The sequence below is a fragment of the Hydrogenophaga sp. genome (assembly GCF_030373245.1).
Lineage (GTDB): Bacteria > Pseudomonadota > Gammaproteobacteria > Burkholderiales > Burkholderiaceae_C > Hydrogenophaga.
The window spans coordinates 223,410-247,938 of record NZ_JAUCZF010000003.1; the positions used below are offsets into that span (position 1 = coordinate 223,410).

Annotated in this window: 23 protein-coding genes, 3 tRNA genes and 1 pseudogene; 16 read left to right on the plus strand and 11 right to left on the minus strand. The window is 64.7% G+C overall.

The genetic code is table 11. From position 1 onward, the window contains the following. Positions 1-49 precede the first annotated feature (49 nt). Positions 50-1,189 (plus strand): molecular chaperone DnaJ, encoded by a 1,140-nt coding sequence (dnaJ, locus tag QUV25_RS09125; protein WP_300863319.1) that lies wholly within the window; start codon positions 50-52, stop codon positions 1,187-1,189. Positions 1,190-1,270: 81 nt separating this feature from the next. On the opposite strand, the gene QUV25_RS09130 is transcribed toward dnaJ, so the two are convergent. From QUV25_RS09130 to QUV25_RS09140, 3 genes are all read right to left on the minus strand, one after another. After that, the gene (locus tag QUV25_RS09130; protein WP_300863320.1) at positions 1,271-1,528 is read right to left on the minus strand and encodes a hypothetical protein; all 258 of its coding nucleotides are present in this window, start codon (positions 1,526-1,528) and stop codon (positions 1,271-1,273) included. Positions 1,529-1,738: 210 nt separating this feature from the next. Next, positions 1,739-2,068: a type II toxin-antitoxin system RelE/ParE family toxin gene (locus QUV25_RS09135; RefSeq protein WP_300863321.1), complete on the minus strand. Its 330-nt coding sequence runs from the start codon at positions 2,066-2,068 to the stop codon at positions 1,739-1,741. Further along, entirely contained in the window at positions 2,065-2,319 is a 255-nt protein-coding gene (locus QUV25_RS09140; protein WP_300863322.1) for a type II toxin-antitoxin system ParD family antitoxin, read from the minus strand. Before QUV25_RS09140 ends, QUV25_RS09135 begins: the two co-directional genes overlap by 4 nt. 77 nt (positions 2,320-2,396) lie before the next feature. On the opposite strand from QUV25_RS09140, the gene QUV25_RS09145 reads away from it, so the two are divergent. From QUV25_RS09145 to QUV25_RS09195, 11 genes and pseudogenes are all read left to right on the plus strand, one after another. Then, positions 2,397-3,530, plus strand: a complete 1,134-nt coding sequence (locus tag QUV25_RS09145; protein WP_300863324.1) for an FAD-dependent oxidoreductase — start codon at positions 2,397-2,399, stop codon at positions 3,528-3,530. Positions 3,531-3,564: 34 nt separating this feature from the next. Then, positions 3,565-4,611 carry a ligase-associated DNA damage response exonuclease gene (locus QUV25_RS09150; protein ID WP_300863325.1) on the plus strand — a complete coding sequence of 349 codons (1,047 nt, stop codon included), beginning with the start codon at positions 3,565-3,567 and terminating at the stop codon, positions 4,609-4,611. Positions 4,612-4,669: 58 nt separating this feature from the next. After that, the gene (locus QUV25_RS09155) at positions 4,670-6,388 is read left to right on the plus strand and encodes an ATP-dependent DNA ligase (RefSeq protein WP_300863326.1); all 1,719 of its coding nucleotides are present in this window, start codon (positions 4,670-4,672) and stop codon (positions 6,386-6,388) included. Between the two features lie 25 nt (positions 6,389-6,413). After that, positions 6,414-6,830, plus strand: a complete 417-nt coding sequence (locus QUV25_RS09160) for a hypothetical protein (RefSeq protein WP_300863327.1) — start codon at positions 6,414-6,416, stop codon at positions 6,828-6,830. Next, positions 6,827-9,433 carry a ligase-associated DNA damage response DEXH box helicase gene (locus QUV25_RS09165; protein ID WP_366945649.1) on the plus strand — a complete coding sequence of 869 codons (2,607 nt, stop codon included), beginning with the start codon at positions 6,827-6,829 and terminating at the stop codon, positions 9,431-9,433. Before QUV25_RS09160 ends, QUV25_RS09165 begins: the two co-directional genes overlap by 4 nt. Positions 9,434-9,503: 70 nt before the next feature. Beyond that, the gene (locus QUV25_RS09170; RefSeq protein ID WP_300863328.1) at positions 9,504-10,127 is read left to right on the plus strand and encodes a glutathione S-transferase family protein; all 624 of its coding nucleotides are present in this window, start codon (positions 9,504-9,506) and stop codon (positions 10,125-10,127) included. Between the two features lie 114 nt (positions 10,128-10,241). Then, positions 10,242-10,910 (plus strand): ligase-associated DNA damage response endonuclease PdeM, encoded by a 669-nt coding sequence (gene pdeM, locus QUV25_RS09175; protein ID WP_300863329.1) that lies wholly within the window; start codon positions 10,242-10,244, stop codon positions 10,908-10,910. Positions 10,911-10,974: 64 nt separating this feature from the next. Continuing rightward, positions 10,975-11,170 (plus strand): annotated as a pseudogene (locus QUV25_RS09180) (IS5/IS1182 family transposase); the annotation flags it as partial. A gap of 63 nt (positions 11,171-11,233) precedes the next feature. Then, a complete protein-coding gene (locus QUV25_RS09185) occupies positions 11,234-11,758 on the plus strand; it encodes an isochorismatase family protein (protein ID WP_300863330.1) in 525 nt (174 codons plus the stop codon). Between the two features lie 51 nt (positions 11,759-11,809). Then, the gene (locus QUV25_RS09190) at positions 11,810-12,430 is read left to right on the plus strand and encodes a DUF6151 family protein (protein WP_300863331.1); all 621 of its coding nucleotides are present in this window, start codon (positions 11,810-11,812) and stop codon (positions 12,428-12,430) included. A 106-nt stretch (positions 12,431-12,536) separates the two neighbouring features. Next, positions 12,537-13,022, plus strand: coding sequence for a DUF1579 domain-containing protein (locus tag QUV25_RS09195; RefSeq protein WP_300863332.1), 486 nt, complete (start codon positions 12,537-12,539; stop codon positions 13,020-13,022). A 208-nt stretch (positions 13,023-13,230) separates the two neighbouring features. Here the strand turns inward: QUV25_RS09195 and QUV25_RS09200 are convergent, their stop codons facing one another. Next, positions 13,231-13,470 carry a TIGR04438 family Trp-rich protein gene (locus tag QUV25_RS09200; RefSeq protein ID WP_300863575.1) on the minus strand — a complete coding sequence of 80 codons (240 nt, stop codon included), beginning with the start codon at positions 13,468-13,470 and terminating at the stop codon, positions 13,231-13,233. 120 nt (positions 13,471-13,590) lie between these two features. Here QUV25_RS09200 and QUV25_RS09205 point away from each other — a divergent pair, with 120 nt between their 5' ends. Then, the gene (locus QUV25_RS09205; RefSeq protein WP_300863333.1) at positions 13,591-13,896 is read left to right on the plus strand and encodes a c-type cytochrome; all 306 of its coding nucleotides are present in this window, start codon (positions 13,591-13,593) and stop codon (positions 13,894-13,896) included. 202 nt (positions 13,897-14,098) lie between these two features. On the opposite strand, the gene acs is transcribed toward QUV25_RS09205, so the two are convergent. Further along, the gene (acs, locus tag QUV25_RS09210) at positions 14,099-16,093 is read right to left on the minus strand and encodes an acetate--CoA ligase (protein ID WP_300863335.1); all 1,995 of its coding nucleotides are present in this window, start codon (positions 16,091-16,093) and stop codon (positions 14,099-14,101) included. Positions 16,094-16,256: 163 nt separating this feature from the next. Here acs and QUV25_RS09215 point away from each other — a divergent pair, with 163 nt between their 5' ends. From QUV25_RS09215 to murI, 3 genes are read left to right on the plus strand one after another with little or no spacing between them, the layout of a single operon-like run. Beyond that, on the plus strand, positions 16,257-17,132 hold the full coding sequence (locus QUV25_RS09215; protein ID WP_300863336.1) for an ion transporter: 876 nt from the start codon (positions 16,257-16,259) through the stop codon (positions 17,130-17,132). Next, positions 17,129-18,682: a fumarate hydratase gene (locus QUV25_RS09220; RefSeq protein ID WP_300863337.1), complete on the plus strand. Its 1,554-nt coding sequence runs from the start codon at positions 17,129-17,131 to the stop codon at positions 18,680-18,682. The genes QUV25_RS09215 and QUV25_RS09220 overlap by 4 nt, the downstream gene beginning before the upstream one ends. Positions 18,683-18,692: 10 nt before the next feature. Next, complete coding sequence (gene murI / locus QUV25_RS09225) at positions 18,693-19,496, plus strand: glutamate racemase (RefSeq protein ID WP_300863338.1); 804 nt, start codon at positions 18,693-18,695, stop codon at positions 19,494-19,496. Between the two features lie 2 nt (positions 19,497-19,498). Here murI and QUV25_RS09230 read toward each other — a convergent pair whose 3' ends face one another. The 6 genes from QUV25_RS09230 to lon all read right to left on the minus strand — a co-directional run bounded on the left by QUV25_RS09230 (position 19,499) and on the right by lon (position 24,514). Continuing rightward, a complete protein-coding gene (locus tag QUV25_RS09230; protein ID WP_300863339.1) occupies positions 19,499-20,818 on the minus strand; it encodes an MFS transporter in 1,320 nt (439 codons plus the stop codon). A 79-nt stretch (positions 20,819-20,897) separates the two neighbouring features. Then, positions 20,898-21,530 (minus strand): DUF6806 family protein, encoded by a 633-nt coding sequence (locus tag QUV25_RS09235; protein ID WP_300863341.1) that lies wholly within the window; start codon positions 21,528-21,530, stop codon positions 20,898-20,900. Positions 21,531-21,583: 53 nt separating this feature from the next. Next, positions 21,584-21,676 (minus strand) — tRNA-Leu (locus QUV25_RS09240). A 77-nt stretch (positions 21,677-21,753) separates the two neighbouring features. After that, positions 21,754-21,827, minus strand: a tRNA-Cys gene (locus QUV25_RS09245). Positions 21,828-21,915: 88 nt separating this feature from the next. Then, positions 21,916-21,991, minus strand: a tRNA-Gly gene (locus QUV25_RS09250). Positions 21,992-22,081: 90 nt separating this feature from the next. After that, positions 22,082-24,514: an endopeptidase La gene (gene lon, locus QUV25_RS09255; RefSeq protein ID WP_300863342.1), complete on the minus strand. Its 2,433-nt coding sequence runs from the start codon at positions 24,512-24,514 to the stop codon at positions 22,082-22,084. Positions 24,515-24,529: the final 15 nt, after the last annotated feature.

Here is a 24,529-nt window from a genome sequence, read left to right on the forward strand (position 1 = left end):
CCGGGCAACCTGACGCGGCGTTTGTATTCAATCAGAACCGCAGTTGATCATGGCAACCAAACGCGATTTTTACGAAGTACTGGGCGTGCCCAAGAACGCCTCAGACGACGAGATCAAGAAGGCCTATCGCAAGCTTGCGATGAAGCACCACCCCGACCGCAACCAGGGCGATGCGGCCAAGGGTGCCGAAGACCGGTTCAAGGAGGCCAAAGAGGCCTACGAAATGCTCTCGGACCCGCAGAAAAAGGCGGCCTACGACCAGTATGGCCACGCTGGAGTGGACCCCAACATGCGCGGCGGCGCAGGCGGACCCGAAGGCTTCGAAGGCTTCTCGGGTGCGTTCGGCGATATCTTTGGCGACATCTTTGGTGGCGCGCGCGGCGGCCAGCGTGGCGGCCGCCAGGTCTACCGCGGTGCCGACCTGTCTTACGCGATGGAGATCGACCTGGAAGAGGCGGCGGCCGGCAAGGAAAGCCAGATCCGCATTCCCTCCTGGGACAACTGCGACACCTGCAAAGGCACTGGCGCCAAGCCCGGCACCAGCGTCAAGACCTGCTCCACCTGCCATGGGCAGGGTGTGGTGCAAATGCGCCAGGGCTTCTTCAGCGTGCAGCAGAACTGCCCGCACTGCCACGGTACCGGCAAGGTCATCCCCGAGCCCTGCACTGCCTGCAGCGGCCAGGGCAAGATCAAGAAGCAGAAGACGCTGGAAATCAAGATCCCTGCCGGTATTGACGACGGCCAGCGCATCCGCTCCAGCGGCAACGGCGAGCCAGGCCAGAACGGCGGGCCATCGGGCGACCTCTACATCGAGATCCGCCTGCGCAAACACGATATCTTCGAGCGCGAGGGCGACGACTTGCATTGCCAGGTGCCCGTGCCCATGACCACCGCCTCACTCGGCGGCGAGATCGACGTGCCCACGCTGCAAGGCAAGGCCACCATCGACCTGCCCGAAGGCACGCAGAGCGGCAAGACCTTCCGCCTCCGCGGCAAAGGCATCAAAGGCGTGCGCAGCAGCTACCCGGGCGACCTGTATTGCCACGTGGCGGTGGAAACGCCAGTCAAGCTCACCGAACACCAGCGCAAGCTGCTCAAGGAACTCGACGAGTCGTTCAAAAAGGGCGGCCACAAGCACAGCCCGAACGACAAGGGGTGGTTTGAGAAGGCGAAGAGTTTCTTCAGCTGATTGGCGCTGAGGGGTTCAGAAATGAGAAGGGGCGATGGGTGACCGTCGCCCCTTTTGCATTTCCCTACAAATCATCAGCCATCAGTTTTCGTGGTGGTCCGCCTGCTTCGCATCTTCTTGCGCGTTTTTGCGCCGTCCGAACACCGACTCCATGGCCTTGACTGGATGAATCATTGCGTAAAAGGCTCGACCAATCCCACTGAAGTTGGAGATGACTGCTGCAGCCCCGCAAACCAAAACGAGAAAAAACTTTATAGCGGGGGAGATTCCGAGAGATCTAAACGTCTCATCGCTGGTCAGGAGAATCAAGACACACAAGCCCCAAAAGACATGGAACATAAACTTCACCCTCTCCTTGTTGAACTTCTATACCAGCAGCCAATTGTCCAGAGAACAAGGTGATTGCAGCTGCCATCGACTCCCCATCCCCCTTCACCGCCTCCGGCCCTCCACCTTTGCCCCACAGCTTCCCGACCAGCGGTCCGTCCTGAAACTGCGCGCACATCACGGCCGAGTGAATCATGGGTTGTGTCTCTCACTGGTGCCGTTTCACAAAGCATCCAGCTCAGACATCCAGGCCGGAATGTCCCGCTCGGCGTGCAGGACGCGCCAGACGTCAATGTGGTCCGGGCGCTCGACGTAGAAGACCAAATAGGGGTACTTGTTCAGGCCCCAATGCCGCACACCCGGCAGGTTGAGCGCGTGGGCATAACGCGGCGAGCCGGTGGCGGGTTGGCGGCCGATGTGGGTGAAGGCCTGTTCCAGCGCGTCCACAAAGCCCAGCGCCACGGCTTCGCCGCCCTCCTTCATGTACCAGGCGATGGCTTCGTCCACATCCGCGCGGGCCTGCGCCCGGGGAATCACCGGCCGGCATTTCACACCTTGCGTTTCGCTGCGCGGCGGGGCTGGTGCACCTGCGCGCGCAGGGCGTCGAAGTAGGCTGCATCGACGGGCTGTGTGGGTTCGGACGCAGCCCCGGCCAGCAGCAGGCCGCACAGTTGCACGCGGTCCTGGTCGCGGCGGATGAGTTCGCGCAGGTATTCGCTGCTGGTGCCGTAACCGCGCTGGCCGACCTGTTCGTCCACAAAGGCTTTCATGCTTTCCGGCAAGGAGATGTTCATGGTGCTCATGCCCACACTTTAGGCAGCTTGGCAAAATTTGGCAAGCCATGCTGACATGAGCGACGTGGCCCGCCACAATGCGCACCATGCACCAGACCGACTTCCTCATCCTCGGCGCCGGCATCGCGGGTGCCTCCGTCGGCCACTTTCTGGCTCCACACGCCCGCTGCGTCATGCTGGAGCGCGAGAGCCAGCCGGGTTACCACAGCACCGGGCGCTCGGCGGCGCAGTTCATCGCCAGCTACGGGCCGCCGCAGGTGCGGGCGCTCTCGCGGGCCAGTGAGCCCTTCTTTCTGAACCCGCCGCCCGGTTTCGCCGATGCCCCACTGCTCACGCCGCGCGGCCTGCTGACCGTGGCCGGGCCGGACGAGGTGCACCACCTCGATGAAGCCTGGGCGACCCTGCAGCAGACCAGCCCGCGCGGACGCCGTCTGACTGCTGCCGAAGCCCTGGCCATGGTGCCGGCGCTGCGGGCAGAGAAGGTGAGCGCAGCCCTCTACGAGCCCGACAGTTTCGACATGAACGTGCACGCCATCCACCAGGGCTACCTGCGCGGGTACCGGCGCGCGGGTGGCGAGCTGGTGACGGGTGCTGAGGTGGTCAGCATCGAACGTGTGGGCGATGTCTGGCGCGTGACCACCGCCGCCGCGACCGTGTTCGAAGCGTCGGTGCTGGTCAACGCGGCTGGCGCCTGGTGCGACGCTGTCGCGCAACTGGCGGGCGTCGCACCCCTCGGCCTGGTGCCGAAACGGCGCAGCGCGCTCACCTTCGCGGCGCCCACGGGTATGGACACGCGCGACTGGCCGCTGGTGCTCGCGGCGGACGAGTCGGTGTACTTCAAACCCGACGCCGGCGCCCTGCTCGCCTCGCCGGTGAACGAAGACCCCACGCACCCGCAAGACGTGCAGCCCGAAGAGCTCGATATCGCGAAGGCGATGCATGCGCTGGAAACCTGGTCCACGCTCACACCGCGCCCCACCCACACCTGGGCTGGCCTGCGCTCCTTCGTGGCCGACGGTGACCTGGTGGGCGGCTTCGACGCACAAGCCCCGGGCTTCTTCTGGTGCGCCGCGCAGGGCGGCTACGGCATCCAGACCAGCGCCGCCATGGGCGAGGCCTGCGCGGCGCTGGCGCGTGGGCTGCCGCTGCCGGCACACATCGCGGCTTGTGGGCTCACCGCGCAGATGTTGTCGCCCGCACGCAAGACCCTGCAGCCCTGAGCGGCCGCGGCCCTGCGGCACACTCGTGGCTCCCATGGCCACGCCCAGCCAAGACCTCATCGTCGCCCGCCCCGAAGGCCTGTACTGCCCGGCCGGTGACTTCTTCATCGACCCCTGGCGGCCGGTGGAGCGGGCCGTGATCACCCACGGCCATTCGGACCACGCGCGCTGGGGCCATGCGCACTACCTGGCGCACACGCACAGCGCGGGCACGTTGCGCCAGCGGCTTGGAACAGACATCAACCTGCAGACGCTGGACTACGGCGAAGTCATCGAGCACCACGGCGTGCGGCTGTCGCTGCACCCGGCCGGGCATGTCCTCGGCTCGGCCCAGGTGCGGCTGGAGCATGCGGGGCGTGTGTGGGTCGCCTCGGGCGACTACAAGACCGAGGCCGACGGCACCTGTGCGCCGTTCGAGCCGGTGCGCTGCGACACCTTCATCACCGAATCCACCTTCGGTCTGCCGGTCTACCGCTGGCCCACGCAGGCGGTGCTGTTCGATCAGATCAACGCCTGGTGGCGCTGCAACGCCGACGAGGGCCGCGCCTCGGTGCTGCTCTGTTACGCCTTCGGCAAGGCACAGCGCCTGCTGCACGGGGTGGACGCCAGCATCGGCCCCATCGTCGTGCACGGCGCTGTGGAGCCGCTGAACGCGGTGTATCGCGCAGCGGGCGTTGAGTTGCCGCCCACGCACCGCGTCACAGACATCGAGAAGACGGCGCTCGCACACGCGCTGGTGCTCGCCCCGCCCTCGGCCCAGGGCACGCCGTGGATGAAGCGCTTCGGCGCCGACGCGGTGGACGCCTTCGCCAGCGGCTGGATGCTGGTGCGCGGCACACGGCGGCGGCGCGGCGTGGACCGGGGTTTCGTGATGTCAGACCATGCGGATTGGCCAGGGCTGATGAGTGCCATCAAAGCCACCGGGGCCGAACACATCCGCGTGACGCACGGCAGCGTGCCGGTGCTGGTGCGCTACCTCACCGAACAGGGGCTGGATGCGCAGGCCTTCGAGACCGAGTACGGCGACGAGGATGTGGCGGACAAGGCCACGGAAGCTGTTCCCTCGGAACCCACTGCATGAGCCCCGCACGGCCGCCCGAAGGGGCTCGCGCCGCAGTCCGCTGGACGGAGGCTTTCTGATGCGGCGCTTCGCCGCCCTCTACCGCGAGCTGGACGCGAGCACCGCCACGCGCGAGAAGCAGGCCGCGCTGCAGCGCTACTTTGCCGAAGCACCGGCCGAGGACGCAGCCTGGGCGGTTTACTTCCTGGCCGGCGGCAAGCCGCGCCAGACCGTGCCCACGCGCGCGCTGCGCGAACAGGCGCTGGCGGCCACGCGCTTGCCCGAATGGCTGTTTGAAGAGAGCTACCAGACGGTGGGCGACCTGGCCGAGACCGTGTCGCTGCTGCTGCCACCGGCCAGCGCGCCGGTAGAGCGTGGTCTGGCCGAGTGGCTGACGCAGCACCTGCTGCCGCTGCGCGGTCTGGCGCCCGAGGCGCTGGCCGAACGCCTGCGCGAACAATGGGACGCGGCGCCCGACGACCAGCGCTTCGTCTACTTCAAGCTCATCACCGGCGGGTTTCGTGTCGGCGTGTCCAAGTTGCAGGTGACGCAGGCGCTCGCGGCGGTGGCGGGTGTTGCGCCTCAGCGCGTGGCGCAGCGGCTCATGGGCTACACCCACATCGGCGCGCAGCCCACCGCCGCCGACTACGCAGCGCTGGTGGCAGCCGAAAGCCCCACCGAACAGAACCAGCAAACCAGCGGCCAGCCCTACCCCTTCTTCCTCGCGCACCCGTTCAACGAAGCGCTCGAACGCTTTGACGAACTGCTGGGCCCGCCCGCCGACTGGCAGGTGGAATGGAAGTGGGACGGCATCCGCGCACAACTCGTGAAGCGGGCGGGCCAGGTCTGGCTGTGGTCGCGCGGCGAAGAGCTGGTGACCGAGCGCTTCCCAGAACTCGCCGCGCTGGGCGACGCCCTGCCCGACGGCACCGTGCTCGACGGCGAGATCGTGGTGTGGAGAGACGGTAAACCGCAGCCCTTCGCCGATCTGCAGAAACGCATAGCCCGCAAGACGCTGGGCCTCAAGATCCTGCGCGAACTGCCGGTAGCCCTGCTGGCCTACGACCTGCTGGAACAACACGGCCAGGACCTGCGCGAGCAACCCCTGCACGCGCGACGCGCGGCGCTGGACGCGTTGGTGCAGGACCTCAACCATCCGCTGCTGATCGCCAGCCCGCTGCTGACCGGCGCCACCTGGGCCGAGCTGTCCACGCTGCGCGAAGAAGCGCGTACACGCGGCACCGAAGGCTTCATGCTCAAGCAGCGCAGCAGCGCCTACGGAGTGGGCCGCACCAAGGCCGCGGGCACCTGGTGGAAGTGGAAGACCGACCCCATGAGCGTGGACGCGGTGCTGATCTACGCCCAGCGCGGCCACGGCCGCCGCGCCAGCGTTTACAGCGACTACACCTTCGCCGTCTGGAACGCACCGCCGGGTACCAAAGGCCGCGCCCTAGTGCCCTTCGCCAAGGCGTACTCAGGCCTCACCGACGCCGAGATGGCCAAGGTGGATGCGATCATCCGCGCGACCACCATCGAGAGCTTCGGCCCAGTGCGCAGCGTGCGGCCCACGCTGGTGTTCGAGCTGGGCTTCGAAGGCATCGGCCGCAGCCCGCGCCACAAGAGCGGCATCGCGGTGCGCTTTCCGCGCATGCTGCGCTGGCGCGAAGACAAGCCGGTGGAAGAAGCCGACTCGCTGCAGACGCTGGCGGCGCTGCTGCCCGAGGGTGGCGCCGCAGGAACCGATCAGGGTTTTCCTGGGGATTATTTGCACCAAAGCCAAAGCATGGAAAGCTCCTGACACCTTCAGCCACCGGAGAACAGCCATGCCCCGCCAACCCAAAACCTGGGCACAGAAGATGTGCGCCAAACCGCCCCACACCGTCGTGCTGGACAAAGCGTTTGCCGGCGTGCCGCAGGGCGCCCGCCTGCTCATTTCCAGCCCGCAGGAGATCGACGAATTTGTGCGCACACTCTCGGCTGGGCGCAGCCTGCCGATCCAGCAACTGCGGCGCGAACTGGCGACGCGCCATGGCGTCGACGCGGCCTGTCCGGTATCGACCTCTATTTTTCTGAAGATCGTCGCCGAACACGCTTTCGAGCGCTTCCAGTCGGGTGAAGACATCGGCAGCGTGACCCCAGTCTGGCGTGTCATCGAGCCCGACTCGCCCTTGATGCGCAAGCTCAGCTTCGACCCGATGTGGATCACCGAACGGCGGCAGCTCGAAGGCCTTCCCGCTTGATCAAACCCGCTGCGCTTTCCTCGCCCACTCGCCGCGCAGAGCCCAACGCCGACGCCTGGCTGGCGGCGCGCGGCTGGTCGCCTTTTCCGTTTCAGCGCGAGGTCTGGGAAGCGATGGCGCGCGGCGAGAGCGGCCTGCTGCACGCCACCACCGGCGCGGGCAAAACCTTTGCCGTGTGGCTGGGTGCGCTCCAGGTGCTGGCCGATGCCGAGGCCAAGCGCACACCGCCGCTCACCGTCGTCTGGCTCACACCGATGCGCGCGCTCGCGGCCGACACGTTGCTCGCGCTGCAAACCCCGCTGCCCGACCTGGCCCCGGCGTGGACCGCCGGTGCCCGCAGCGGCGAACGCGCGAAGCAGACGCAGCGCCTGCCCACGGTGCTGGTGACCACGCCCGAGAGCCTGAGCCTGCAGATCGCCCGCGCCGACGCACCTGAGACGCTGGGCCGCATGGCGCTGGTGGTGGTGGACGAGTGGCACGAACTCATGGGCAACAAGCGCGGCGTGCAGGTGCAGCTGGCGCTGGCGCGCCTGAAGCGATGGAACCCGGGCCTGATGGTCTGGGGCATGTCGGCCACGCTGGGGAATCTGGACGAAGCGATGCACAGCCTGCTCGGTCCGCCAGCGGCTGCCCAAGGCTGCATGGTGCGCGGCCAGACGCCCAAGCGGCTGACAGTGGACACTTTGTTGCCGCCGCGCGTGGACCGCTTCCCCTGGGGCGGCCACCTGGGCCTGGCCATGCTGCCGACGGTGGTGAACGAGATCGAAGGCAGCGGCAGTACGCTGGTCTTCACCAACACCCGCTCGCAGGCCGAGATCTGGTACCAGGCGCTGCTCGATGCGCGGCCCGACTGGGCCGGGCAGATTGCGCTGCACCACGGCTCGCTCGACCGTTCGGTGCGCGAATGGGTTGAAGCCGGTTTGAAGGCGGGCGAGCTGCGCGCCGTGGTTTGCACCAGCAGCCTGGACCTGGGCGTGGACTTCCTGCCGGTTGAGCGCGTGCTTCAGATCGGTTCGCCCAAAGGCATTGCGCGGCTGCTGCAGCGCGCGGGCCGCTCGGGCCACGCGCCGGGCCGGCCTTCGCGCGTGAGCATCGTGCCCACGCACAGCCTGGAACTGGTCGAAGGCGCGGCCGCGCGCGCGGCGGTGTTGGTCGGGCAGATCGAAGCGCGCGACACACCGAAGCAGCCGTTGGACGTGCTGGTGCAGCACCTGGTCACCGTCGCGCTCGGCGGCGGCTTCACACCCGATGCGTTGCTGGCCGAAATCCGTAGCACCGCCGCCTACGCCGACCTGCCCGACGACCATTGGCGCTGGTGCCTGGACTTCGTCTCGCAAGGCGGCGCCTCGCTCGCGGCCTACCCCGACTACCACCGCGTGGTGGCCGACGAACACGGCGTCTGGCGCGTGCCCGACGCGCGCCTGGCGCGGCGCCACCGCATGAACATCGGCACCATCGTCAGCGACGCCAGCATGGCTGTGCAGTACCTGGGTGGCGGCAAGATCGGCCACGTGGAAGAAAGCTTTGCCGCTCGCCTGAAACCCGGCGACTGTTTCACCTTCGGCGGGCGCCTGCTGGAGCTGGTGCGTATCCACGACATGACCGCGTGGGTGAAACGCGCCACCGGCCGCAAGCCGGCCGTGCCGCGCTGGAACGGCGGCAAGATGCCGCTCTCCACCACGCTGGCCGACGCGGTGGTGGCGCAGCTCGCGCGGGTGCAATCCGGTGCAGGTTGGGCCGACATCGACGACCCGGCCTTGCTCGCCGCCAAGCCCTTGCTGGAACTGCAGGCCCAGTGGTCTGCTCTGCCCTCGCCGCACACCCTGCTGGCCGAGGTGATGCACTCGCGCGAAGGCACGCACCTGTTCCTCTACCCCTTCGCCGGGCGCCACGCGCACCTGGGCCTGGCCAACCTGATCGCCTGGCGGGTGGCGCAGCACGCGCCCAACACCTTCTCCATCGCCGTCAACGACTACGGCTTCGAACTGCTGAGCGCCACCGACATCGACTGGCCGACGCTGCTGCCGAACATGCTGCAGGAACAGACCGACCCAGCCCGGTTGATGCACGAAGTGCTGCACAGCCTGAACGCCAGCGAACTCGCGCAGCGCCGCTTTCGCGAGATCGCCCGCGTCTCGGGCCTGATCTTCCAGAGCCACCCGGGCGAAAAGCGCAGCAGCCGCCAGCTGCAGGCCTCCAGCAGCCTGTTTTGGGAAGTCTTTCGCAAGTACGACCCGGGCAACCGCCTGCTGCAGCAGGCCGAGGCCGAGCTGCTGACCCAGGAACTGGAGCTGGGCCGCCTGCGCGAAGCGCTGCGCCGCATGGCGCAGCAGGCACTGGTGCTCAAGAACCTGGAGCGGCCCACCCCGTTTGCCTTCCCGCTGATGATCGAACGCCTGCGCGAAAAGCTCAGCAACGAAAGCGTGGCCGACCGCATTGCGCGCATGCTAGCGCCGCTGGAAAAAGCAGCGGGCGGTGCGGCGGGCCATGACGCCGTCACGGTGCGCCAGTCGCTCTCATTCGGGCGCGAAGGCGCCGCAGACAAAACCCCCGCCACCACACAACGCGAACGGCGCCCACGCCGGCTCCGCCTGCCGCGCTAGCCAGCACGCTTGCTGCCCAGGCAGCACAATGCTCGCCTCCCCCACCGCAAAACCACGCCTGGCCACGCCCATGACCCTCATCGTCCACCACCTCAACAACTCCCGCTCGCAGCGCCTGCTGTGGCTGCTCGAAGAGCTGGAACTGCCCTACGAAATCCGCTTCTACGAGCGCGACAAAGCCACCATGCTCGCGCCGCCCGAGCTGAAAAAAGTGCACCCGCTGGGCAAGTCGCCGGTGCTGGAAGACGGCCCGCTCAAGCTGGTGGAAACCGGCGCCATCTGCGAATACCTGGTCGACAAGACCGGTCGCCTCGGCCCCACCGACCAGGGCGAAGGCCTGCGCAGCTACCGCCAGTTCATGCACTACGCCGAAGGCTCGCTCATGCCCAACCTGCTGCTCATGCTGGCCATGAGCAAGGTGCCGCTGATCGGCGGCATCGCGGTGAAGAAGGTGCAACCCATGGTGGACGTGCACCTGGACTACGTGGAACAGGTGCTGGCCTCGCGCCCCTGGTTCGCCGGCCAAGCCATGACCGCCGCCGACATCATGATGAGCTTCCCGCTCGAAGCCGCCGTCTCACGCGCCGGCCTCGGCCCCTCGCACCCCGCCACCATGGCCTGGATCAAAAAAATCCACGCGCGACCGGCGTACCAGGCCGCGTTGAAAAAAGGTGGCGAGTACGCCTATGCCTGAGTACGCCCCCACGCTCCGCCGCTGCGCGGGTCGCTGCCCCATGACCGGGAAGGGCCCCGGTCTTCGCCGGGTCCGGGGGCTGATCCGGCTTGGGGCGGCCCGGCGCCGGATCGCATGACGCCCCACGCCACCGTCCACTGGGGCGGTGAGCTGCTGCACCTGCTGCCCGCGCACGCCATCTGGTGGCCGGCGGCGCAGACGCTCTTCATCGCAGACCTGCACCTCGGCAAAGCCGCCAGCTACCGCGCCCAAGGCCAGCCGGTGCCCGGCGGCACCACACAAGACAACCTCGCGCGGCTGGACGCGCTGATCGCCACCCACCAGCCCCGGCGCCTGGTGTGCCTGGGCGACTTCCTGCACGCCGCCAGCGGCCGCACCCCGGCCGTGCTCAGCGCCCTGCTCGACTGGCGCCAGCGGCACGCCAACGTCACCATCACCCTGGTGCGCGGCAACCACGACGACCGCGCCGGCGACCCACCGCCCGAGGCCGACATCGAGGTGGTGGACGAACCCTGGCTGCTTGGCCCCTTCGCCTGCTGCCACCACCCACTGCCGCCAACCCAGCGCCTCACCACCCACTTCGTGCTCGCCGGCCACCTGCACCCGGTCTGCCAACTCAGCGGCCCCGCGCGCGACACCATGCGCCTGCCCTGCTTCGTCAGCGAACCGGACCAGGCCATCCTGCCCGCTTTCGGTGCCTTCACCGGCGGCCACCCCATGCCCACCGTGCCCGGCAGGCGGTTTCATGCGGTGGGAGGAGACCGGGTGTGGGCGGTGCCCTAGGAGTCTGCGCGGCAGAAGCGCAATAAGGTCGCGAAGGCTTGGTCAATTGCGGGCATGGCCGCAATTGACCAAGCCTGTTGAACCCCAACCGCAGCGACTGCTGCCCGACGCACGGCAAGACTGGCTGCCCGAAGTTCAGCTGGCGTACTTCACCCTAGACAGCGTCTACCGCCTGGACCTGAGCGCGTCTCACACCCGGCACGCCAAGGGCGGACCGCGCAATCAGCCGTTTTCACCCGGCCACGATGGTGAAGACTCTCGAGATTCAGAACGCCTGTGTCAGCGACAACTTCCTGATCGATTACGCGACCGCAGCTCAGTAGGTGCCCAACAGAGGCCGGGCAGTGAATGCTGCCCGCGAGGCCGGTCTTCCCATCATCGTCGTTCAGCACAAAGGATTTGGCCAAGACAGTGATGACCAGCAACTGCATCCGGTGGTCACCCGTCCTGCGGATGACCACCGAATCGACAAACAGAAGCCCAACGTCTTCACAAACACGGACCTAGCGGACTGGCCGCAGGCGCACCGCATCGACACAATGTCGAGCGTTGGCTACATGACCCACAACTGCAATCCATCAACGGTTTTCGAGGCGCACCATCGTGGGCTGAATGCCGAGCTTCTGTCAGACGCCACAGTCTCGTTGCCTCACGCCAACCGGGCGGGCACCACCAGTGCGAAGGACAAACGCGGGGTCTTTTCAGTGGTCTTCGAGTCGAACTTCGCAGCGGTGCTGTCATCGGCCGAGTGGCTGCAAGCCATCGCCACGGCATCTGCGCCCAAGCCGGAGAATCCTGTCGCCTCCTACCGGCGCGCTCTGATCCACAAGCTGGCCGCTGCGCAGTGAAGCGCTGGTCTTTCTGGCCACGCGCTAAGCTTCAGTCTCTTGCCTTTTCAAATGTTTGCCTTTGCACCGATCGCCATGAATCATCGTCTCCAATGCCAATGTGGCGCCCTGCGCGGGCATGTCGGCAACATCCATCTTGCCGTTCGCGGCGTCTGCTACTGCAAGGACTGTCGGGCCTACTCCCGGCACCTGGGCCAGCTGGACGCCTCGCACGACAGCGCCGGGGGAGTCGAGTTCGTGGCCACGCAGGGCATGCATGTCAGCTTTGAGGGAAATACGCAACAACTTGCGTGCCTGTCCTTGTCAAAAAATGGCCTTCTGCGGTGGTACGCGAAGTGCTGCAACACGCCGATTGCCAACACGACGAGAAACTGGAAGTTCCCCTACGTCGGCCTCCTGCACACCTGCATGAAGGCAGAGTCCGCTTTGTACGAACAGGCATTTCCGAAGGTGCAGATGCGCGTGAATACGGGCAGTGCCCGGCAGGAGCCGCCTGGCATGAAGCTTGGAACAACGATCTCGCTTCTGGGCTTCATGCCGCGGGTGATGGCGAGTGGCATCAACGGCGCCTACAAGCAAACACCGTTCTTCCTGCCTCCTTCAGGTTCACCGAGGGTCGAGGTCAATGTGCTGTCCGCGGAAGAACGAGCGAGCGCGTACGAAACAGTCTGATCAACCGCCCTGGTGCATCGAGTGCGCCCATCCCTACCGCCCGCGGTTCGGATTCACTGTTCGATCCAAACAAAACTTCACCTGACGCTGTTTCAGCCTTGTGCCAATGCCAACCCTCACTTCACAAGCTTCACCGACCGACTTCGACTTCATGCTTGGCGAGTGGCGGGTGACACATCGCCGCCTCAGTTCGCGCCTTGCAGGGTGCACAGAATGGACGGAGTTTCAAGGTACATCGTCCACGCGAAAAATTCTGGGTGGTTGTGGCAACGTGGAGGACAACGTTCTGAATTTCCCAGAAGGTGAAGTCAAGGCGGCAGCCTTGCGCTCTTTCAATCAAGACTCGCAGGAGTGGGCAATCTGGTGGCTCGATGGCCGGGCTCCCCACCACTTGGACACTCCGGTTGTTGGACGATTCTCCGGAGCGGTGGGCACCTTTTTCGCGCGAGACACCTGGGAGGGAAAGCCGATCACCGTCCGGTTTACCTGGCGAAAGAACCCGGGCAAAAACCCGGTCTGGGAACAGGCATTCTCAGACGACGAAGGTAGAAGCTGGGAGACCAATTGGGTCATGGAGTTCGTTCGCCAGTGAGGCTTGGCTCCCGGTAAGGTCATACGAGCCGTTGGCAAGCGCCCGCAATGGCAACCAGCAAATACTCTGAGAGAGCAACACCGTACCGACAAAGTCTGGGTTCATCGAGAGGGCACACCTTCGTCCACCATCAAGCAACGGAGCGGTACTCGATGGAAGTGATTGATGGGCCGGACACACCCGTGGCCAGTGGGCCACCACCACCCGCTCAGCGGCGCTTGGTCTTGATGCCCAAGGCCTCGCGCTGGCGGTCGATGCGCTCCTGCTTTTTCTGGTCCATCTTCTCCATCGCCTTGCGCTTGGTGTAGCCTGTTGCGTCGGCCCAGGCCCACCACGCCACAGCCAGCGCAAACGGTGACAAAACCCACCACCACGACAGCCCAGCGACAAAACCTACCTCGAGATACTTCAGCAGCATCAGGGCAATGCCCAGAATCAACAAATACATCACACCCTCCGGTAAACCGCAGATGAAGCGGGCAAGAAACTGTAACTTTCCGTATCCTCGGCCCGACCGACAGATAAAATCCAACCGTTCCTTTTTCATCCCCCTTTCGAGGATTTCCCAATGAAACGTGCTCTGCTGATTATGGCCGCGATGGCCACTCTCTCCGCCCCCGTGCTGGCCGACGAAGCCCTGGCCAAGAGCAAGAATTGCATGGCTTGTCACGCCGCAGACAAAAAACTGGTGGGTCCGTCCTACAAGTCGGTGGCCCAGAAATACGCTGGCGACGCAAAGGCGGTCGACCTGCTGGCGACCAAGATCATCAAAGGCGGCTCCGGCGTCTGGGGTGCGATTCCCATGCCTGCCAACCCGCAGGTCAGCGAGGCCGACGCCAAGAAGCTGGCTGCCTGGGTATTGAGCGTGAAGTAAGTTCCCGTTGTCCGGAATAAGAAAAGCCCGCTGGGGTCCCAGCGGGCTTTTTGTTGTTCGTTCAGCACCCTCTTGACACATTGCCCTCCGACGGCCGTTCGAGGATCGCAAGGCACTGGTGATGGCATCACATCGCTTCGCGATCGCGGCGCCCCTCAGCCTCCTGCCGCGCGCAGCATCCCGGCCATGGCTGGGAAGTCGATCAGTTGTTCTCCGACAGCTGATCCAGAATCGCGGGGTTCTCCAGAGTGCTGGTGTCCTGGGTGATCTTTTCGCCTTTGGCGATCGAGCGCAGCAGGCGGCGCATGATCTTGCCCGAGCGCGTCTTGGGCAGGTTGTCACCGAAGCGGATGTCCTTGGGCTTGGCGATCGGGCCGATCTCCTTGCCCACCCAGTCGCGCAGCTCCTTGGCAATGGCCTTGGCTTCGTCGCCGATCGGGCGTGAGCGCTTGAGCACCACAAAGGCCACGATGGCCTCTCCGGTCAGGTCGTCGGGCCGCCCCACCACGGCCGCTTCAGCCACCAGGTCAGACTTACCGACCAGCGCCGACTCGATCTCCATCGTGCCCATCCGGTGACCCGAGACGTTGAGCACATCGTCGATGCGACCAGTGATCCGGAAATAGCCGCGGTCAGCGCTCCGCACCGCGCCGTCGCCAGCCAGGTAATAGCCCTTGAGCTCTTCTGGGAAGTAGCTCTTCTTGAATCGCTCAGGATCGCCCCAGATGGTGCGGATCATCGATGGCCAGGGCTTCTTCACCACCAGGATGCCGCCCGAGCCGTTGGGTACGTCCATGCCCGCTTCGTCCACGATGGCCGTGGTGATGCCAGGCAATGGCAGCGTGCACGAGCCCGGCACCAGCGGTGTGGCGCCTGGCAGCGGCGTGATCATGTGACCACCGGTCTCGGTCTGCCAGAAGGTGTCCACGATCGGGCAGCGCTCCCCGCCCACGTTTTTGTAGTACCACATCCAGGCTTCTGGGTTGATGGGCTCACCCACCGAACCCATGATGCGCAGGCTGCTCAGGTCTGAGCGCGCCGGGTGCACTTTTTCATCGGCCTCGGCGGCCTTGATCAGCGAGCGGATCGCGGTCGGCGCGGTGTAGAAGATGGTGCACTTGTGGCGCTCGATCATCTGCCAGAAACGCCCTGCGTTCGGGTAGGTCGGCACGCCTTCGAACACGATCTGCGTGGCACCCGCAGCGAGCGGGCCATAGGCCACATAGGTGTGGCCGGTGATCCAGCCGATGTCGGCTGTGCACCAGAAGACGTCGCTGTCCTTCAGGTCGAAGGTCCAGTTCATCGTCAGGTTGGCCCACAGCAGGTAACCGCCCGTGCTGTGCACGACGCCCTTGGGCTTTCCGGTGGAGCCTGAGGTGTAGAGCACGAACAGCGGGTGTTCGGCACCCACCATTTCGGCCGGGCAGTCGGCGGACTGCTCGGCCATCACCTCATGCATGAAACTGTCGCGCCCAGCCACCATGTTGACCGCGGTCTGGGTGCGCTGGAACACGACCACGTTCTTGACCGACTCACAGCCACCCAGCGCAATGCCTTCATCGACGATGGACTTGAGCGGCAGCTCCTTGCCACCGCGCAACTGGTAGTTCGCCGTGATGACGGCCACCGCGCCTGCGTCGTGGATCCGCTCTTGCACCGCCTTGGCCGAAAAGCCGCCGAACACCACACTGTGCGTGGCCCCAATTCGGGCGCAGGCCTGCATAGCCACAACGCCCTCGATGGTCATGGGCATGTAGATGACGACACGGTCACCCTTCTTCACGCCCTTGGCCTTGAGTGCATTGGCGAACTGTGACACCTTGGCCAGCAACTCCTTGTAGGTGACCTTGGTGACTTCACCCCCGTCCGCTTCAAAAATGATCGCGGTCTTGTTCTCGACTGGCGTACCCATGTGCCGATCAAGGCAGTTGTAGGAGGCGTTCAACTCGCCATCTTCAAACCACTTGTAGAACGGCGCATTGGACGAGTCCAGCGTCTTGGTGAACGGCTTGTGCCAGGCCAGCGTCTCACGAGCGCGCTTGGCCCAGAAGCCTTCGAAGTCCGTGTCGGCCTCGTCACACAGTGCCTGATAAGCGTCCATGCCGGAGATGCGCGCGGACTTGCGCATGGCGTCCGATGGCTCGAAGACCCGGTTTTCGACCAGGGTGGACTGGATGGCGTTGGACGGTGCTGACATGGCTTGTCTCCTGAGGTTTTGCGGTATCGAGAATCTCTCACAATGTGCGCAAAGGCTCTTACGAGCCACTTACACACGGGCAGCAGCGGCCCTGCGTACGCCACGGCGTTGGGCGACTTCTTAGAATACGGCACCGTCCAAAGTGCCACAACACCCGCCAGCCATGCGCCTCGCCGCCCACGAAACACCCCCCGATCCGCGCGCACGGCTGAGCGCCTGGCTGGCAAACCCGCGCGTGCAGCAGTTCGTGCTGGCACTGATCATCGTCAATGCGGCTCTGATGGGCCTGGAAACCTCGGCCGGTGTGATGGCGCAGGCGGGTCACTGGATCCTCGCCCTGGACCGGGTCATCCTAGGCGTGTTTGTCGTCGAGATTCTCCTGCGCATCTACGCGCACCGCAGTGCGTTTTTCCGGGACCCCTGGAGCGTGTTCGACTTCACCGTGGTGGCGATCGCGCTGATCCCGGCCAGCGGACCGCTGGCGGTACTTCGCGCGCTACGGGTGCTGCGGGTGCTGCGGGTCCTCACCATCGTGCCCTCGATGCGCAGGGTTGTCGGCGCCCTGCTCTCGGCGTTGCCCGGGCTGGGCTCGATCGCCATGGTGCTGCTGCTGGTTTTCTACGTATTCGGCGTCATCGCCACACACCTGTTTGGCCAGGCCTTCCCCGACTGGTTCGGCCACCTGGGGCGCTCACTTTACACACTGTTCCAGGTGATGACGCTCGAGAGCTGGTCCATGGGCATTGCGCGCCCGGTGATGGAGGAGTCACCATTTGCCTGGGTGTTCTTCATCACCTTCATCCTGTTTGCCACCTTCACCATGCTCAACCTGTTCATCGCGATCATCGTCAATGCGATGCAGACCTTCACGGAGAGCGAACACAAGGCCACCGAAGCCCTGGTCGAAAATGTCGGCCTTTCGATGGAACACGAGCTGCACGCCGAAGTGCAATCCCTTCGCCAGGACATCCGAGAACTCAAGGCCCTGCTGGCCCAGGCAGGGCCGATTTCCACCCCAAGAGAGAACCCATCGCCATGACCACCACGATCCGCCAGGCCGACCTGATTGAATCGGTTGCCGCCGCCCTGCAGTACATCAGCTACTACCACCCAGCCGACTACATCGCCCACCTCGCACGCGCCTACGAGCGCGAACAAAGCGCCGCCGCCAAGGACGCGATCGCGCAGATCCTGACCAACAGCAAGATGAGCGCCACCGGCCACCGCCCAATCTGTCAAGACACCGGCATCGTCAACGTGTTCCTGAAAGTGGGCATGGATGTGCGCTGGGAAGGCTTCACCGGCAGCCTGGAGGACGCCATCAACGAAGGGGTGCGCCAGGGCTACAACAATGCCGACAACAAGCTGCGCGCCAGCGTGGTTGCCGACCCGCTGTTCGCCCGCAAGAACACCGGCGACAACACGCCCGCCGTGATCTACGCCGAGATCGTTCCCGGAAACAAGGTGGACGTGACCGTGGCCGCCAAAGGCGGCGGCAGCGAGAACAAAAGCAAGATGATGATGCTCAACCCCAGCGACAGTGTGGTCGACTGGGTGCTCAAGACCGTGCCGACCATGGGTGCCGGCTGGTGCCCGCCGGGCATGCTGGGCATTGGCATCGGCGGTACGGCCGAAAAGTCGGTGCTGCTGGCCAAGCAGAGCCTGATGGACGACATCGACATGTACGAGCTGCAGGCCAAAGCCAGCAAGGGCGACAAGCTCAGCCAGGTCGAAGAGCTGCGCCTGGAGCTGTTCGATAAAGTCAACGCACTGGGTATCGGCGCTCAGGGCCTGGGTGGCCTGACCACTGTGCTCGACATCAAGATCAAGCTCTACCCGACCCACGCAGCCAGCAAGCCGGTGGCCATGATCCCCAACTGCGCCGCCACGCGCCACGCCCATTTTGTGATGGACGGCAGCGGCCCGGTGTACCTGGAAGCACCCAGCCTTGACCTCTGGCCCAACGTCAACTGGACGCCCGACACGCAAAAGAGCCAGCGGGTCGACCTCAACACACTGACCAAGGCGCAGGTGGCCGCCTGGAAGCCGGGCCAGACCCTGCTGCTCAACGGCAAGATGCTCACCGGACGAGACGCCGCACACAAGCGCATCCAGGACATGCTGGCCAAGGGCGAGCCACTGCCAGTGGACTTCACCAACCGCGTCATCTACTACGTGGGCCCGGTCGATCCGGTCGGCGACGAAGCGGTTGGCCCGGCCGGTCCGACCACCGCAACCCGCATGGACAAATTCACCGACACCATGCTGGAGAAGACCGGCCTGATCGCCATGATCGGCAAGGCCGAGCGCGGCCCGGCAGCCATCGAATCGATCAAGAACCACCAGAGCGCCTACCTCATGGCAGTCGGTGGCGCGGCCTACCTCGTGTCCAAAGCCATCAAGACCGCCAAGGTCGTGGGCTTTGCCGACCTGGGCATGGAAGCCATCTACGAGTTCGATGTGGTCGACATGCCGGTGACGGTGGCTGTCGACTCGGCGGGCACCAGCGTGCACACCACCGGCCCGGCCGAATGGAGCCAGCGTATCGCCTCGGGCGAATTCAAGGGCATCGCCGTCGCCGGCGCATGAGCGACTTCACTTGACCACCGTCGGTGTTTTCGACAGCGGCGTCGGTGGACTCAGCGTGCTGCGCGCGCTGCGCGCCGAGCTGCCTCAGGTGCATTTTGTCTATCTCGCAGACAACGCCCACGCACCCTACGGCGAACAAGCTTCCCAGACGGTGCTCGATCGAGCCCTTCGGCTCACCGAGCGGTTGCGGTCCGAATACAAGATTGACGGGCTGGTGGTTGCCTGCAACACCGCAACCGCGCTCGCCATCGACGAGCTGCGCCACACCCACCGCGATCTCCCGTTCATTGGCGTGGAGCCTGCGCTCAAGCCCGCAGCGGCCTTGACGCGCAACAGCCACATCGGTGTGCTGGCCACACGCGGCACGGTGCACAGCACCCGCTTCGCGCAGCTGCTGCATCGCGTGACGGATGAACCACAGCGGCCGCTGCATGTGCGCATCCAGCCTTGCGATGGATTGGCGCACGCCATCGAGCGTGCGGACCCTGTCGCCATTCGCGAGCGCGCTAGGTTTCACCTGTCGCAGCTGCATGCACAAGAACCACATCGCCCACCCATCGACACCCTGGTGCTCGGATGCACCCACTACCCGTTCGCGAGCAACATCCTGCAAGCGCTCTGCGGGGCCGGCGTGCAGCTGGTGGACACCGGCGAAGCGGTGGCCCGCCGAACACGCGCGGTGTTGAGTTTGGAAGCGCCTGCAGCCGGCACCGGACCTGGCTCCGTCACCCTGCTGAGCACCGGAGACCACCACCCTCTGGAGCAGGCCGCAGCCCGCTGGCTGGGCATGTCGGCCCAGGTTGCAGCGACCTGAACTCAGCCTGTCCGCGCGGGCGGGCTCACTTCCGCCAGCGCCGCCGCTCGTCCGCGCGCCATGTTCACCGGCTGCAGCAAAACCAGGCCAACCAGAAACAGCACGGCTGTGAAGCCGATCGCCAACCGCTGATTGCCATCGGTCATCCAGGTGATGGCGCCATAGCTCAGGGGTCCGATGATGCTCGCCAGCCGCGTGGCAAAGGTCCACAGGCCGTAGAACTCGGCCAGCTGCGCAGGCGGAGCAAACAGGCCTGCCATGGCCCGGCCCGACGACTGGCTGCTGCCCATACACAGGCCGGCGATGGCCGCGGCGTACCAGAAGCCGCCTTTGGTGGTGGTGAGCGCAGCGATGATGCAGGTGGCCATCCACCCCACCAGCGTGATGCCCAGTGCCAGCTTGTGACCCAGCCGGTCCTGCCAGTAACCAAAGGCGAAGGCACCGACGGCGGCAGCGATGTTGAGCACGAAGATCAGCAGCATGGTTTCCTGCTGCACGAAGCCGATCACCTGTTCGGCGTAGATCGCGGCCAGGGTGATCGCCACCGCGACCCCGCCCTGGTAGGCCACGGCGCAAGCCAGCAACCACATGTAGTCGGTATAACGGCGTGCATGATGAAAGGTGTTGCGCAACTGGCGCAGCGAATCGCGCACGCCGCTGACGCCAACTTGGGGGTTGGGCTGGGCACGCTCGTTGAGCAACGAGAGGGTGACCGAGGCCGCCAGCGCAAAGATCACCGCGGTGATCAGCATGGTGACAGGCACAAACTCAGCCGCCTTCTGACCTTGCGCCTGGGCCCATAGCACGTAGGCCAGGCTCAGGCCGAGCGCCAGCATGCCGCCGAAGTAGCCAAAGCTCCAGCCCCAGCCACTCACCCGCCCCATGGCCGACGGTCTGGCCAGCTCAGGCAGAAAGGCCGCGATCAGCGACTCGCCCCAGGCGAAACACACATTGGACAGGATCACCAGGCCTACCGCCAGCCAGACCGCGCCTGGTCCCACCGAAGCCAGACCAGCCGTGGCAAGCACACAGCCGATGGTACTCAGCATCAGCAAGCGCTTCTTCGCCCCGTGGCGGTCCGCCCACGCGCCCAGGGCGGGCATGGTGAGCATGACCAGGGCATGAGAGACACTGAGCGCCAGCGTCCAGACAAAAGTGGCCCAGGCCGCCCCTCCCGCCACCGCACCCACGAAGTAGGCGGCAAACACGGCGGTGAGCACCACGGTCGTGTAGCCCGAGTTGGCGAAGTCGTACATCGCCCAGCCAAACACCTCGCGCTTGCGCACGCCAGGGTTGAGGGCTTCGTTGCTGAACAGGGCCATGCGCGCTCCAGGCCGGCGAACAGCGCCGGTACGCCGGGAGTCTAGCGCGCGCGCCGGTCAGCGCAGTGGCGCAGAGGAATCAGTGCAGATGGCGCGGCTTGCGGCCGCCGCCGTGGCCCGACGAGCCACCGTGACCACGCGGGGGTTTGCCCAGGTGCATGGAGCTCACCAGCGCGTCAAAACGCTCGGTGAACAATTGATCGATCGCGCCGACCACGCCGCCGAGCTCAGAAGCGTCGAAATGGCGCTCCATGATATGCACCACGTCCTGCACCAGCAGATCGCGCTGCACCTGAAGAATCGCCGCAGGCGTCGGACCCACGAAACACATCATGAAATCGTCTCGAGCCTCGCCCTCCTCCTCAGACTCCGGCGCCTCTTCCTCGTCGTACTCGGTGTCGTAGAACGACACCTCCAGCGGCGCTCCCGCCGAAGCGATTTCATTGAGGCCCATGCAGGTTTCTTCCATCACCTGACGAAAATCCTCATCGCCGGGCACAGTCCAGCAGATGCTGAGCACATGGGTCTCGGCATCAAAACGAATGCCGGGCTCATCTTCGTAGGCGCTCTCAGCGGCAGCTGCGAGCGACTTGGCACCCGCGTATTTCCACAGCGGCTTGAGCGCGTCCTGGATCTGGGCAAACACGACGTCGTCGCGCAGCGGCACTTCGCCATGCAGATGGATTTCGAAGGGCGCGTTGTATCGGGTCATGAAACTCACTGTACCGTTGAAGACGGAAAACGCCTAGGGGTTGCAAGCCTGGCTGGTGCCTCGAACCGGGGTCGAACCGGTACGCCCCCTCACGGGAAAGCGGCGGATTTTAAGTCCGCTGTGTCTACCAATTTCACCATCGAGGCCCGCATCCATTGTGGCAGGGTCGGCATGGCACCAGCAGGCAACAAAATGCCCCGCTCGGGGCGGGGCATGGAAAGACTGGAGGCGCGACCCGGAGTCGAACCGGGCTAGACGGATTTGCAATCCGTTGCATAACCGCTTTGCTATCGCGCCGCAAAACCTTGGGCAGTGGGCCGCAGCCATCTGAAGCCCCACTCACCGACAAAAAAGGGAAGCCAGCGCTTCCCTTTTTTCTAGATCCTGGAGCGGGAAACGAGACTCGAACTCGCGACCTCAACCTTGGCAAGGTTGCGCTCTACCAACTGAGCTATTCCCGCATCGCTTCGACGTATTGGTGTGTTCGTCGAAAACCAGAATTATAGCCAGAAAAAATGGTGCCCCTGGTTGAGGCGCGAAAAATTCTCCGCTCAGTGCTTGACCGTGTCCGTCGCTGGAGCAGAAGGCGCCACAGACGCGGCCGCCACTTGCTCGGCCACCTCTTCATCGGTCAGAGCCACTGGACTGCGTTCCAGCGCAATCGAGAGCACCTTGTCGATCCACTTCACAGGCACGATCTCCAGACCTTGCTTCACGTTGTCGGGAATTTCGGCGAGGTCCTTGACGTTTTCCTCGGGAATGATCACGGTCTTGATGCCTCCGCGCAAAGCCGCGAGCAGCTTCTCTTTCAGGCCACCAATGGCGGTGACCTCGCCACGCAACGTGATTTCACCGGTCATCGCGACATCGGCGCGCACCGGAATCCCGGTCAAGGCTGACACGAGGGCCGTGGTCATGGCCGCACCAGCACTTGGACCATCCTTGGGCGTGGCGCCGTCAGGCACGTGGATATGGATGTCACGTTTGTCGAATCGCTCGTCTTTGATGCCCAGCGCGCGAGCGCGGCTGCGCACCACGGTCCGCGCGGCCTCGACCGACTCCTTCATCACGTCACCCAGCGAACCAGTGCGGGTGATCACACCTTTGCCCGGCATGATCGCCACTTCGATGGTCAGCAGATCACCACCCACCTCGGTCCATGCCAGACCAACCACCTGACCGACCTGGTTCTGCGCTTCGGCACGGCCGTAGGAGTACTTGCGCACTCCCAGGAATTCGCTCAGGTTGTCCTCATCGACGACCACCGTCGGCGTGTACTTCTTCAGCAGCAGGCCCTTGACCACCTTGCGGCAGATCTTGGAAAGCTCGCGTTCCAGCGAGCGCACGCCGGCCTCACGGGTGTAGTAGCGCACGATGTCGCGCACCGCCGACTCCTTCACCTCCAGTTCAGCTTCCAGGATGCCGTTGTTCTTCAGCTGCTTGGGCAACAAATAACGGATGGCAATGTTGGTTTTCTCTTCTTCCGTATAACCCGAGAGGCGAATCACCTCCATGCGGTCCAGCAGTGCCGGCGGGATGTTCATCGAGTTTGACGTGGCGACGAACATCACGTCAGAGAGGTCGAAGTCCACCTCGACGTAGTGGTCGCCAAAGGTGTGGTTCTGCTCCGGGTCCAGCACCTCCAGCAGCGCACTGGAAGGGTCGCCGCGGAAATCGGTACCCAGCTTGTCGATCTCGTCGAGCAGGAACAGCGGATTGCGGGTGCCGATCTTGGACAGGCTTTGCAGCACCTTGCCCGGCATGGCGCCGATGTAGGTGCGGCGGTGGCCACGGATCTCGGCTTCGTCGCGCATGCCACCCAGGGCCATGCGCACGTACTTGCGGCCGGTAGCCTTGGCGACCGACTGACCGAGCGAGGTCTTGCCCACGCCCGGCGGGCCTACCAGACACAGGATGGGCGCCTTGACCTTGTCCACGCGCTGCTGCACTGCGAGGTACTCAAGAATCCGGTCCTTGACCTTCTCAAGCCCGTAGTGATCCTCATTGAGCACGGCCTCGGCGTAAGACAGGTCGTGCTTGATCTTGGTCTTCTTGCTCCAGGGCAAGGCGACCAACGCATCGATGTAATTGCGCACCACAGTGGCTTCGGCCGACATGGGTGACATCAGCTTGAGTTTCTTGAACTCGGCTTCGGCCTTCTTGCGCGCCTCGGCCGGCATGCGGGCTGCCTTGATCTTCTTTTCGATCTCTTCGATGTCGGCGCCCTCTTCGCCTTCGCCCAGCTCCTTCTGGATGGCCTTGACCTGCTCGTTCAGGTAAAAGTCGCGCTGGTTCTTTTCCATCTGCCGCTTCACGCGGCCCCGGATTTTCTTGTCGACGTTCAGGATGTCGACTTCGCGTTCCAGTTGCTCGAACAGGTTTTCTAGCCGCTTGTTGACCGGATCGAGATCGAGCACGACCTGCTTGGACTCGAGCTTGAGCGGCAGGTGCGCCGCGATGGTGTCGGCCAGCCGGCCAGGATCGTCGATGCTGGAAATCGAGGTCAGGATTTCTGAGGGAATTTTCTTGTTGAGTTTGACGTACTGGTCAAACTGCTGCATCACCGCGCGGCGCAGCGCTTCGAGCTCGGTCGACAGCATTTCGGCACGCTCGACCGCCGGATCCACCGGGCTCACACTGGCCACAAAATGGCTTTCACCTTCGGTGACGGACAAGACCTTGGCTCGCTGCACGCCTTCGACCAGCACCTTCACGGTGCCATCGGGCAGCTTGAGCATTTGCAGGATGGTGGCCACGCAACCCATCTCAAACATGTCATCGGTCGACGGCTCGTCTTTGGCCGCAGCCTTTTGCGCCACCAGCATGATGCGGCGCTCAGACTCCATCGCGGACTCCAGGGCTTTGATGCTCTTGGGACGGCCGACGAAAAGCGGAATGACCATGTGCGGGAACACCACCACATCGCGCAAGGGCAACAGGGGCAGTTCCACGGGGGTACTTGGCAAAGGGGTTTGTCCGGACATTTCTGAACCTCAACA